A 13,886-nucleotide genomic window follows, 5' to 3' on the forward strand; every position below is an offset into this window, starting at 1 on the left:
CATGTTCTTGGTTTGTCCTCGGTCGGGGTTGACGACGATTTCTTCGCGTTGGGCGGGCATTCTCTGCTGGCCACGCGTCTGGTCAGCCGGGTCCGGGCGGTACTCGGGGTCGAGTTGCCCATCCGGGTCCTGTTCGACGCGCCGACACCGGCCCAGCTCGCCGCCCACCTCAGCCAGGCCGCCCAGGGGCGGGCCGTCCTCGCGCCCATGGAGCGTCCCGAGCGGCTTCCCCTGTCGTACGCGCAGCAACGACTGTGGTTCCTGTCCCAGTTGGAGGGACCGAGCCCGACCTACAACATCCCGATGACACTGCGGCTCTCGGGCGGAGTGGACGCCGCGGTGCTGGAAACGGCGCTGCGGGACGTGATCGGGCGCCACGAAGTGCTGCGTACGGTGTTCCCCGCGGTCGACGGGCAGCCCTGCCAGCTGATCCTGCCGGTTGCCGGATGCGGATTCGCCCTGAGCACCGTCGAGGTGACACCGGACGGCCTCGCGACCGCGGTGGCCGATGCGCTGGACCACGGCTTCGACCTGGCCGCGGAGATTCCGCTGCGTGCCACGCTCTTCGAGGTGGGCCCGCAGGAGCACGTGCTGGTACTCCTCGTGCACCACATCGCCGGAGACGGCTGGTCCACCGCACCGCTGGCGCGTGACCTGGCGACCGCCTATACGGCACGGCTCGCGGCCCGGACCCCGCAGTGGGATCCGCTGCCGGTCCAGTACGCGGACTACACCCTGTGGCAGCGGGAGCTGCTCGGTGCTCCGGACGACCCGGACAGCCTTCTCGGTGCTCAGGCCGACTACTGGCGTGAGACGCTGTCCGGCCTGCCGGAAGAACTGGAGCTCCCCTTCGACCGGCCCCGTCCGGCGGTCGCCTCCCACCGCGGGCATGAAGTGCCGCTGGAGCTGTCACCCGAACTGCACGCACGACTGCTGGAGTTGGCGCGGGCGCAGGGAGTGACACCGTTCATGGCGCTGCAGGCGGCGCTCGCCGTGCTGCTGTCGCGGCTCGGTGCCGGCACGGACATCCCGATCGGTTCGGCGGCCGCGGGCCGCACCGACGAAGCGCTGGACGGTCTCGTCGGGTTCTTCGTCAACACCCTCGTCATGCGCGCCGACCTGTCGGGCGACCCCACGTTCGCCGAGATGCTCTCCCGGGTGCGGGAGGCCGACCTGGGGGCGTACGCACACCAGGACGTGTCGTTCGAGCGACTGGTGGAGGAACTCGCCCCCGTTCGCTCCTTGTCGCGCCATCCGCTGTTCCAGGTGATGCTCACCCTGCAGAACAACGCTCAGGTGACCCTGGAACTGCCCGGTGTGCGCACCGGCGGACTGCCCGGCGGAGCGGGAACGCCGTCGGGCGCGGTGAAGTTCGACCTGGAGGTCAACGCCACCGAGGTGTTCGACGAGGAGGGAGCTCCCGCCGGGCTGCGCGGAGTGGTGGTGGGCGCGGCCGATCTGTTCGACGAGGAGTCCGTGGCGCGGCTCGCCCGGCGCTGGACGCACGTCCTGTCGCTGCTGGTCGGTGATCCCGGACTGCCGCTGAGCCGGGTGGACGTGCTCGGCGCCGAGGAGCGCCGGCAGGTGCTCGAAGGCTGGAACGACACCGCGGTCGCGCTGCCCGAGACGCTGGTGCCCGAGCTGATCGCGCGACGTGCGGCCGAGGACCCCGCGGCCGTGGCCGTGGTGTGCGACGGGAGCGCACTGTCGTACGCGGAGCTGGAGCAGCGGTCGAACCGCCTCGCGCATCTGCTGATCGCCCGCGGAGCCGGCTCGGGCAGTGCGGTGGGGCTCTGCCTGCCACGCGGGGTGGACATGATCGTCGCGCTTCTCGGAGTGTGGAAGACGCAGGCCGCCTATCTGCCGCTGGACCCCGATTACCCCGTCGAGCGACTGGAGTTCATGCTCGCCGACGCCGGGTCCGACATTCTCGTCGGTACCGGCGGGTCGGCCGACGGACTGAGCGCGCCGCGGAAGGTGGCTCTCGACGCGCCGGAAATCCTTGCCGAACTGCGCGAGGCACCGGTGACGGCTCCCCGAGTCTTCCAGCATCCCCAACAGTTGGCGTATGTGATCCACACATCGGGTTCGACGGGCCGGCCGAAGGGCGTGGCGGTCTCGCACGCGTCGTTGGCGAACATGGCGCTGGCGCTGGGCCCGGTGCTCGGCGCGGGTCCCCGCGTCCCCGTGCTGCAGTTCGCGTCGTTCAGCTTCGACGCGTCCGTCCTCGACGTGGCCGCGACGCTGGCGGCCGGCGGCACGCTGGTGGTGGCGGGATCCGCCGAGCGGGCGGAGCCGGAGCTGCTGGTGGACCTGATCCGCACGGCGGGCGTGCGGTCGGCCAGCGTGGTGCCCTCGCTGCTCGGGGTGCTCGAACCGGGGGATCTGCCGGAGCTCTCCACCATCCTCGTCGGCGCCGAGCCGATCAGTGCCCGGCAGGCAGACGCGTGGGCGCGGGACCGGCGCCTCGTCAACACATATGGTCCGACCGAGGCCACGGTGATGATCACCACCGGGGTCGTCGTCCCCGGCAGGGGGCCGGTGGTCCCGATGGGCGCGCCGATCGCGAACACGCGCGTCTACGTGCTCGACGACCGTCTGGCGCCCGTGCCGGTGGGGGTGGCGGGCGAGCTCTATCTGGCGGGCGCCGGCCTCGCTCAGGGCTATGCGGGGCGCGCGGGCCTGACCGCCGAACGGTTCGTGGCCTGCCCGTACGGCTCGGCCGGGGAGCGGATGTACCGCACCGGCGACCGCGCCCGCTGGACCGCGGACGGGCAGCTGGCGTTCGCCGGCCGGGCCGACGACCAGGTCAAGATCCGCGGGTTCCGGATCGAGCCGGCTGAGGTCGCCGAGGCCCTGGCCGTGCACCCGGCCGTGGCACACGCGGCCGTGGTGGCTCGCGCGGACGCGGCCGGGGACACGCGGCTCGTCGCCTATGTCGTGCCGGCCGGACCCGAACGTGCCGCGGACGAACTGGCCGGTGAGCTGAGGAAGCACGCGAGTGAGCGGCTGCCCGGATACATGATGCCCTCGGCGGTCGTCACCCTCGACGCACTGCCGCTCACGGAGAACGGGAAGCTGGACCGCGCAGCGCTGCCCGCACCGGACTTCCCCGCGACGGCGGGCACGGGCCGGGGGCCGGCCACGGTCCGCGAGGAGATCCTTTGTGCCGTCTTCGCCGAGGTGCTCGGTGTGCCGTCGGTCGGCGTGGACGACGACTTCTTCGCGCTCGGCGGTCACTCGCTCCTCGCCGTGACACTGGTGGAACGGCTCCGCGTGCGCGGGGTTGCGATCTCGGTACGGGCGCTGTTCCAGACCCCGACACCGGCCGGACTCGCCGCTGCGACGGGGCCCGAAACGGTGGTGGTGCCCCGCAACGCGATACCCGCGGACGCCCGGGAGCTCACCCCGGACATGCTCCCGCTCGTGGACCTGAACGCCTCCGAGATCGCCCGGATCGTGGCGGACGTGGACGGCGGCGCCGCCAATGTCGCGGACGTCTATCCCCTCGCGCCGCTCCAGGAAGGCTTCCTCTTCCACCACCTCCTCGCGGACGGCGGCGAGGACGCGTACGTCGTACCCACGGTTCTCGAATTCGACTCGCGGCAGCGCCTGGACGGTTTCGCCACGGCGCTGCAACACGTGGTGGACCGGCACGACGTACTGCGCACCGCGGTCCTCTGGGAAGGCCTGCGCGAACCCGTGCAGGTGGTGTGGCGGCGCGCCGTGATCCCCGTCGAGGAAGTCGCCGTGGACCCGCAGAGCGCCGACCCGGCACGGGAGCTGACGGCGGCCGTCGGTCTGTCGATGGACCTGGGGCGGGCACCGCTGGTCAGCCTGCACACCGCGGCGCTGCCCGACGGGCGGCACCTCGGCCTGCTGCGCATGCACCACATGGTGCAGGACCACACCGCGCTCGACGTGATCCTCGGCGAGGTGTGGCTGTTCCTCGCCGGACGGGGCGACGAACTGCCCGAGCCGCTGCCGTTCCGCGACTTCGTGGCGCACGCGCGCGCCACGAACGACGACGGAGAACACGAGCGGTTCTTCACCGAACTCCTCGGCGACGTCACGGAACCGACGACGCCGTACGGCCTGACGGACGTGCGCGGGGACGGCGCGGACACGGTCCGAGCCGTGGTGGACCTGGCGCCGGCGGTGTCCGGACGGCTGCGCGAGACGGCCCGCCGCCTGGGTGTGAGCCCCGCGACGGTGCTGCACGTGGCGTGGGCCCGGGTCCTGGCCGCCGTGTCGGGGCGGGACGACGTCGTGTTCGGCACGGTGCTGTTCGGGCGGATGAACGCCGGGGCCGGGTCCGATCGGGTTCCCGGACCCTTCATGAACACGCTTCCAGTACGGGTACGCGTTGCGGGCACCGGTGCCAAGGAGGCGGTCGACACGATGCGTCGGCAGCTGGCGAACCTTCTTGAGCACGAGCACGCATCGCTGGCCCTGGCTCAGCGAGCCAGCGGTGTACCGGGCGACACGCCCCTGTTCACCTCGTTGCTCAACTACCGTCACAACACCGGTCGCATACCGGACGTGGGCGCTGACACGGGCCGGCGGGCCGGTCGCCTCGACGGCATCAGGACCCTGTTCTCACAGGAGCGCGACAACTTCCCGCTCTCGGTCTCGGTGGACGACGACGGAGCGGGCATCGGCCTGTCCGTGGAGGCGCTCGACCCGATCGACCCGGAGGTGGTGGGCACCCTCCTGCGTACCGCCGTACAGAACCTGGTCGGCGCACTGGAGGAAGCCCTCGACGGCGGCCCGGACCTCCCGCTCGGCGCGGTGGAGACGCTCGACGAGGCCGTGCGGTCGCGTGTCCTCGTCGAGTGGAACGACTCCGGCCTCGACGTGCCCGACCGGACCCTCACCGAGGAGTTCGAGGAGCAGGCGGCCCGGACCCCGGACGCCGTCGCCGCGGTGGGTGCGGGCATCGAGCTGACGTACGCCGAGCTGGACACACGCGCCAACCGCCTCGCGAGGCTGCTCGTCCGCCGCGGTGTGGGCCCGGAATCGGTGGTCGCGGTGCTCCTGGAGCGCGGCGTGGCGTCCGTGGTGGCGCTCCTCGCGATCCTCAAGGCGGGTGGCGCCTATCTGCCGGTGGACCCGGACCATCCGGCAGACCGCGTGGCCTCCGTCCTCGAGGACGCGGCACCCGTGGCGGTCCTCGCCGACGCGAGCACGGCCGCGGCCGCGGCCCGGTCGGCCGCCCAGGTGCTGCACCTGGACGCTCCCGCCACCGCCGCGGAGCTGGACGCGTTGCCGCCCGGCTCCTTGGGCGACGACGAGAGGACGACACCCGGGGCGGAGCACGCGGCATACGTCATCTACACCTCCGGCTCCACCGGGCGCCCCAAGGGCGTGGTGATCCCGCACTCGGGTCTGCACAACCTCTACGCCTTCCACCGCGCGCACGTGATCGCGCGGGGCGTCCGCCGGATGCGCGTGGCGCTGACGGCCTCCCTCTCCTTCGACACCTCGTGGGAAGGGCTGCTGTGGATGGTGGCCGGACACGAGCTGCACGTGGTCCCGGACGATGTGCGCCGGGACGCGACCGCCCTGATCGAGTACGTCTCCACGGCCCGCGTCGACGTCATGGACCTGACCCCGACATACGCCGAACTGCTGTTGGAGCAGCAACTGTTGGCAGGGTCGGCGCACCGGCCCAGCGTGCTCCTTCTCGGTGGGGAGGCGGCCGGAGCGGCGCTGTGGCAGCGTATCCGCGAGACCGCGGGCACCCGGTGCGTCAACCTGTACGGGCCCACGGAGTTCAGCGTCGACGCCCTCTGGTTCGACGCGGCGGAGAGCGCGCGGCCACTGGTGGGCCGGCCCGTCGCGAACACACGGGCGTACGTCCTGGACGGCGGGCTGACCCCCGTCGGCGCCGGCACGGTCGGCGAGCTCTACCTGGCGGGTGCGGGCCTGGCCCGCGGCTACCTGCGACGAGCGGCCCAGACCGGCGAGCGGTTCGTGGCCTGCCCCTTCGAACCTGGCGCACGGATGTACCGCACGGGCGATCTGGTCCGCTGGGACGAGGCCGGCCGCATCGAGTACCTGGGCCGCGCGGACGACCAGGTGAAGATCCGCGGCTTCCGCATCGAACCCGGAGAAGTACAGACGGTCCTCGCGGAACACCCCGCCGTGGCGCAGGCCGCCGTACTGGCCCGCAGCGACGACACCTCGGGAGAACTGCGCCTGGTCGCGTACGTCGTCCCCGCGGACGGCGCGGAAGTGTCCGAACTCGCCGAGACGGTGCGCAGGTTCGCCGCGGACCGGCTCCCGCGGTACATGGTTCCGTCGGCCGTCGTCGTGCTGGACGCGCTGCCCATGACGGTCAACGGAAAGCTGGACGGGCGGGCGCTGCCCGCGCCGGACTACGCCGCCTCGGCGGGCGCGGGCCGCGGTCCCTCCACCCTCCAGCAGGAGATCCTGTGCGCCGCCTTCGCCGAGGTGCTCGGCGTGCCGTCGGTCGGCGTGGACGACGACTTCTTCGCGCTCGGTGGGCACTCTCTGCTCGCGACCCGGCTGCTCAGCCGGATCAGGACGGTCTTCGGCGCGGAACTGCCCCTGCGGGCACTGTTCGAGACACCGACGGCGGCCGGGCTCGCCACCCGCCTCACGGACGCGGACGACGCCCGTCCCGCGCTGGTGGCCGGCGCGCGCCCCGAGCGGGTGCCGCTGTCGTACGCCCAGCGCAGGCTGTGGTTCATCGGACAGCTCGAGGGCCCGAGTCCCACCTACAACCTCCCGACGGTGTTGCGGGTCTCCGGCCAGGTGGACCGGGAAGCCCTCGGCCTGGCGATGCGGGACGTCATGGGGCGGCACGAGGTGCTGCGTACGGTGATCACCACCGCGGATGGCGAACCGTTCCAGAAGATCCTCGAACCCTCTGAACTCACCTGGGAACTCCAGGTGATCGACCTGACCGCGGCCGACGCCCCGGCCGGCCGCGCACCGGCTGTCGCGGCGGCGACCGGGTACGCCTTCGACCTCGCCGCCGAGGTGCCGATCCGCGCCACGCTGATCACCGTGGGCCCCGATGAGCACGTTCTCGTGGTCGTCGTCCACCACATCGCCGGCGACGGCTGGTCGCTGGGGCCGCTCGGCCGGGACGTCTCCCTCGCGTACGAGGCACGGCTCGCGGGACGCGCCCCGCGGTGGACTCCGCTGCCCGTGCAGTACGCGGACTACGCCCTGTGGCAGCGCGAACTGCTCGGCGCGGAGGACGATCCCGAGAGCCGGCTGTCCCGACAGGTGGCGTATTGGAGCGACGAACTGGCCGGATCCCCCGAGGAGGTGCCCCTTCCCATCGACCGGCCGCGTCCCGCCGTCCCTTCGCATCGGGGTCACCCGGTGAGGCTGACCGTCCCGGCCGCACTGCACGCCCGCCTCCTCGATCTGGCGAGGGAGCGAGGGGTGACCCTGTTCATGCTGCTGCAGGCCGGGCTGGCGGCGACATTGTCCCGTCTCGGCTCCGGCGCCGACATCCCGATCGGGACCGCGGTGGCGGGCCGTACCGACGAGGCACTCGACGATCTGGTGGGGTGCTTCGTCAACACCCTGGTGATCCGTACCGACCTGTCCGGCGACCCGACGTTCACCGAACTTCTGGACCAGGTGCGGGAGACGGGACTGCGCGCGTTCGCGCACCAGGACGTGCCGTTCGAGAAGCTGGTGGAGGAACTGGCTCCGACCCGTTCCCTGGCCCGCCAGCCCCTGTACCAGGTCATGCTCACCTTCCAGGACACCGTCTCGATGGCGGGCGCGGACCCCGAATCGGCGCCCGCGCTCTCCGGTCTCCAGGTGAGCGGGATGCCCATCGGCCAGGTGGCGGCGAAGTTCGACCTGGCGGTGGCCGTGGGGGAGGTGTTCGACGAACAGGGCGCCCCCGCCGGACTCGGCGGAATGGTCACCGGAGCGGCGGACCTCTTCGACGCGGCCACGGTGGAGCGGTGCGCGGACTCCTTGGTCCGTGTGTTGTCGGCGCTGGTGGAGGATCCGTCGGTGCGGGTGAGTGCGGTGGATGTGCTGGATGCGGGTGAGCGGCGTCTGGTGTTGGAGGGGTGGAACGACACGGCGGTCGAGGTTGGACCCGCGATTGTGCCTGGGTTGTTCGCGGCTCAGGTGGTGCGTTCCCCGGAGTCGGTGGCGGTTGTGTGCGGCGGGGAGTCGGTGACGTATCGCGAGCTTGATGCGCGGGCGAATCGGCTGGCGCACTATCTGGTGGCGCAGGGTGTGGGCGCGGAGTCGGTGGTGGGGCTGTGCCTGCCGCGCGGGGTGGAGACCGTCGCGGGCATACTCGCCGTGTGGAAGGCGGGGGCCGCGTATCTGCCGGTGGACGCGACGCAGCCGACGGAACGTATAGCTCATCAACTCCAGGACAGTCGTGCGGTGTTGACGCTGACGACGGAGGAGATCCTGGAGGACTTGCCGGCGGGCAGGTATCGGTTGGTGGCGGTGGACGGTGTACTGACCGCGATGCAGCTTGCGGCTGCGCCGGATACGGCTCCCGAAGTGCCCGTGGACAAGGGTCAGGTGGCGTATGTGATCTATACGTCGGGTTCGACCGGTGTGCCGAAGGGGGTGGCGGTTTCGCATGGGGCGCTGGCGAATTATGTGTCGTCGGTGCCGGGTCGGGTGGGGTTGGGTGTGTCGGGTGGCCGGTATGCGGTGTTGCAGGGGCAGGCGACGGATCTGGGTAACACGGTGGTGTTCGCGAGTCTGACGACGGGTGGTGAGCTGCATGTCCTGGACGAGGAGGCGGTCACCGACCCGGTGGTGGTGTCGGCGTATCTGGCCGAGCACGGGATTGATTTCCTGAAGGCGGTGCCGTCGCATGTGGCGGCGTTGGGTGCGGCCGCGGTGCTGCCCGCCAAGTCGCTGGTGCTGGGTGGTGAGGCGGCCTCGCCCGCCCTGGTGGCGGAGCTGCTGGCGGCGGCCGGGGACCGGGAAGTGTTCAACCACTACGGCCCGACCGAGACGACGATCGGTGTCGCGACCGCCCGTCTCACCGAGGAGGTGGTGGCGTCCGGGGTGGTGCCGGTCGGCACGCCCGTGGCCAACACCCGTCTCTATGTCCTGGACAACGCGCTGAACCCGGTCGCGCCGGGCGTGACCGGTGAACTCTATGCCGCTGGAGCCCAGTTGGCGCGCGGCTATGTGGATCGGGCCGGACCGACGGCGGAGCGGTTCGTGGCGTGCCCGTTCGGCGGTTCGGTGGGTGAGCGGATGTACCGGACGGGAGACTGGGCGCGGTGGACGGCGGACGGTCGGTTGGTGTTCGCGGGCCGGGCCGACGACCAGGTCAAGATCCGTGGCTTCCGGGTCGAGCCGAGTGAGGTGGAGGCGGCGCTTGCCGCCCATGCCGAGGTGGCGCGCGCAGCGGTCGTCGCCCGCGAGGATGTCCCGGGCGATACCCGCCTGGTCGCCTACGTCGTCGCGGCCGACTCCGACGATCCGGACGGCGAACTGCCCACTGCCTTGAGGGAAGTCGCCGCCACTCGGTTGCCGGAGCACATGGTGCCCTCGGCCGTGGTGGTCCTCGATGCGCTGCCGCTCACCGGCAACGGCAAGTTGGATCGCAAGGCCTTGCCGACGCCGGACTACGCGGCGGCCGCCACCGGTGGGGGCCGGGGCCCGGCGAGTGTGCAGGAGGAGATTCTGTGCGCCGCGTTCGCCGAGGTGCTCGGTGTTCCGTCCGTCGGGGTCGACGACGACTTCTTCGTGTTGGGCGGGCACTCGCTGCTGGCGGTGTCCCTGGTGGAACGGTTGCGGGCGCGAGGGGTCTCGGTCTCGGTCCGGGCGCTGTTCCAGACGCCGACCCCGGCCGGGCTGGCCGCGGAGACGGCCCCGGACGACGTGGTGGTGCCGGCGAACGCCGTCCCCGAGGGTGCCACGGAGATCACGCCGGACATGCTCCCGCTCGTCGAGCTGAGCGAGCAGGAGATCGAGCGGATCGTCGCGGCGGTGCCGGGCGGCGCGGCCAACGTCGCCGACGTCTACCCCCTGGCGCCGCTCCAGGAGGGCATCTTCTTCCACTACCTGATGCAGAACACTGACAGTACTGACGTCTATGCGTCCCCGACCATCGTGGGCTTCGACTCGCGTACCCGGCTGGATGCGTTCCTCGGCGCGCTGCGACAGGTCATCGCCCGGCACGACATCTACCGCACGTTGATCGTGTGGGAGGGGCTGCGCGAACCCGTGCAGGTGGTCGCCCGCCACGCCGACCTGCTGGTCGAGGAGACGGAGCTCGACCCTCAAGGACCGGAAACGAAACGGCAGTTGCTTGCGAGGGGCACCGAGCGGATGGACATCGGCCGGGCGCCGCTGCTGCGCGTACACGTCGCGGCTGAGCCCGGCGGCGACCGGTGGCTGGCGATGGTGCGTATCCACCACCTCATCCAGGACCACACGACGCAGGACGTCATGCTCCGGGAGCTGAGCGCCTTCTTGTCCGGCCGACAGGATGCGCTCCCCGAGCCACTGCCGTTCCGCAACTTCGTGGCACAGGCCAGGTTCGGGATGCCGCGTGAGGAGCACGAGCGGTACTTCGCCGGGCTGCTGGGTGACGTGACGGAGACCACGGCCCCGTACGGGCTGCTGGACATTCACGGCGACGGTGCCGGGGTGGAGCGCGGGCATCTGGTCGTGGAGCACGAACTGGGCGTTGCCGTGCGGGAGGTGGCGCGATCCCTCGGGGTGAGTGCGGCCACGGTCTTCCACCTGGCGTGGTCGCGGGTGCTGGCGGCGGTCAGCGACCGGGACGACGTCGTGTTCGGCACGGTGCTGTTCGGGCGCATGAACGCCGGCATCGGTTCGGACCGGGTGCCGGGGCTGTTCCTCAACACCTTGCCCGTACGGGTGCGGGTCGGCGCGGCCGGTGTCGGCGAATCCCTGTCCGGCCTGCGCGAGCAGTTGGCGGAACTCCTGGTGCATGAACACGCGCCGCTGGCCCTGGCACAGCAGGCCAGTGGGGTGCCGGGTGGCAGTCCGCTGTTCACCTCGATCTTCAATTACCGGCACAGCGCGCGGGGCGCGGCACCGGCCGGTCAGGACGTCGGAGTTGCGCTCGAAGGCATGCGCACGGTCCACATTCAGGACAACACCAACTACCCCTTGAGCGTCGCGATCGACGACCGGGGCACCGAGTTCACGGTGAACGTCCAGGCGGCCGCGGTTGACCCCACAGGCGTGTGCCAGCTGCTGCACACGTCTTTGGAGAGGCTGGTGGCCGCTCTGCGGGACGCCCCGGAAACGCCCCTCGCGGCGGTCGACGTGCTGGGTGCGGTGGAGCGGCGGCGGGTGGTGGGGGAGTGGAACCGGACCGCTGTGGAGGTGTCGGGCCTGTCGGCGGCGGGGTTGTTCGAGGCGCAGGTGGCGCGGACGCCGGAGGCGCTCGCCGTGGTGGGTGACGGGGTTGAGGTGTCGTACGCGGAGCTGGACGCGCGGGCGAACCGGCTCGCGCACTACCTGCGGGCGCAGGGTGTGGGGTCGGAGTCGTTGGTGGGGTTGTGCCTGCCTCGCGGTGTGGAGCTGGTGGCGTCGATCCTGGGCGTGTGGAAGGCGGGCGCCGCCTATCTGCCGCTGGACCCCGCGTACCCGGCCGAGCGGCTGACCTACATGCTGACCGACAGTCGGGCCTCGCTGCTGTTGGGTCTGGAGGAGGGCCTCGACGAACTGCCGGTGGGCCGGGTCAGGGCGATCGCCATCGATGATCCGCTGACGGTGGCCGGGCTGGCTGCCCAGCCCGACTCGACTCCCCCAGTCACCGTGTCACCAGTGCAGTTGGCGTACGTGATCTATACGTCGGGCTCGACCGGCCGGCCCAAGGGCGTGGCGGTCTCGCACGCGGGCGTGGCGAGTCTGGTGGCGGCACAGGTCGAGCGGTTCGCGGTGGACGGGGCCAGCCGCGTGCTGCAGTTCGCATCCGTCAGCTTCGACGCGGCGCTCTGGGAGCTGGTGATGGCGCTGGGCACGGGCGCCTGTCTGGTGGTGGCACCGGCCGAGGAGTTGCTGCCGGGCGGCGGCCTCGCGGAGGTCGTGACGCGCCACCGGGTCACGCATGCCACTCTCCCGCCGGCGGTGCTGGCCGTGCTGGGACCCGAGGACCTGGCGCCGGTTTCGGCGCTGGTGTCGGCGGGTGAGGCGCTCGGCGAGGAGCTGGTGGCGCGGTGGTCGGTGGGCCGGCTGTTCGTGAACGCGTACGGGCCGACGGAGACGACGGTGTGCGCGACGATGTCGCGGCCGCTGGCCGCGGGTGGACCGGCGGACATCGGCGGGCCCGTGGCCAACGCGCGGGTGTTCGTGCTGGACGGCCGGCTGGAGCCGGTGCCGGTGGGTGCCGCGGGTGAGTTGTATGTGTCGGGTGCGGGGCTGGCGCGCGGCTATCTCGGGCGTGCGGGGCTGACCGCGGAGCGGTTCGTGGCGTGCCCGTTCGGTTCCGCGGGCGAGCGGATGTACCGGACCGGCGACCGGGTGCGGTGGACCGAGGACGGCCGGCTGGAGTTCGCCGGTCGCGCCGACGAGCAGGTGAAGATCCGCGGGTTCCGGATCGAGCCGGGTGAGGTGCGGGCGGTCGTGGCGGCACACCCCGGTGTCGGCCGGGCCGCGGTGGTCGCCCGGGAGGACGCGCCGGGGGACAAGCGCCTGGTCGCCTACGTGGTGCCTGTCGACGAGGGCGAACCGGTCGATGGTGTACGGGAGTTCGTCGCGGGTCGGTTGCCGGAGCACATGGTTCCCTCGGCGGTCGTCGTCGTGGACGAGCTGCCACTCACCGTGAACGGCAAACTCGACCGCAACGCCCTGCCCGCACCCGACGATGTCACAGGCTCCGCCGCGGAGCCGACATGGAGGCGGGGTCCTGCCGGCGCGTTCGAGGAGGCGGTGTGCGAAGCCTTCGCGGAGGTGCTGGGCGTGGAGCGGGTCGGCGTGGATGACGACTTCTTCGCACTCGGCGGACACTCGCTCCTCGCGGTCTCGCTCATGGAGCGGCTGCGGACTCGGGGCATGTCGGTGTCGATGCGGGACATCATCGCGCATCCGACGCCGGCCAGCCTGATGGGCACACTGGGCTTGTCGTCCGTCCAGGAAGCGTTGGCCGGCGTGCTGCCGATCCGACCCGGAGGCAGTGCCGCGCCCTTCTTCTTCGTGCACCCGGGCGGCGGCCTGAGCTGGTGCTACATGCCGTTCGCCCGGTACGTCGCCGAGAAGCATCCGCTGTACGGTCTGCAGGCCCGGGGGATCGACGGCGCGGGTGAACTCGCTGACTCGATCGGGGACATGGCCGACGACTACATCGAACAGATGCGTTCCGTGCGGGAGTCGGGCCCGTACTACCTGGTGGGATGGTCCTTCGGTGGCATCCCGGCGCACGAGATAGCCACTCGGCTGCGGGCCCAGGGGGAGGAGGTGGGTCTGGTCCTCATGGACGCCTACCCGCTGGATCCGATGGACGGTCCCGCGCGACGGATGGACGACGCCGAGATCGTGCGGCGCAGCCGTGCCGAACTCGGCCACCTGGTGGACGGTTTCTCGGACGAGGAACTGGGCCGCATGGCACGCGTCTACAACAACCATGTGCGGCTGAGGCTGGAGCACGAGCAGGGGACCTTCGACGGCAGGACACTGCTTCTCGTGGCTGAGACGGGAAAGCCCGAGGACTTCTCCGCCCTCGGTTCGTGGCAGCCGTACTCAGGCGGAGAGATCACGCTCTCCGGTCTTCCCTGTGAGCATTCCGACATGGTGCGCCCGGACATTATCGAACTGTCCTGGAAGGCCATATCGAAATGGCTTGACGAGGAATAGGGATCAACAGTGTTCAACTGCGGCAGGGGATCGGTTGAACGCTCCTGCGCGACGGCAGTTGAGCATTGATCGGC

General features: G+C 71.3%; 1 protein-coding gene. It reads left to right on the forward strand.

Annotated features, from left to right (window positions below):
* Window positions 1–12: 12 nt before the first annotated feature.
* A complete protein-coding gene (locus ACH4D3_RS39830) occupies window positions 13–13,812 on the forward strand; it encodes an amino acid adenylation domain-containing protein (RefSeq protein WP_398332659.1) in 13,800 nt (4,599 codons plus the stop codon).
* Window positions 13,813–13,886: the final 74 nt, after the last annotated feature.

Origin of the sequence: Streptomyces sp. NPDC018026 (genome assembly GCF_044327745.1) — a bacterium.
Taxonomy (GTDB): Bacteria; Actinomycetota; Actinomycetes; order Streptomycetales; family Streptomycetaceae; genus Streptomyces; species Streptomyces rubrogriseus.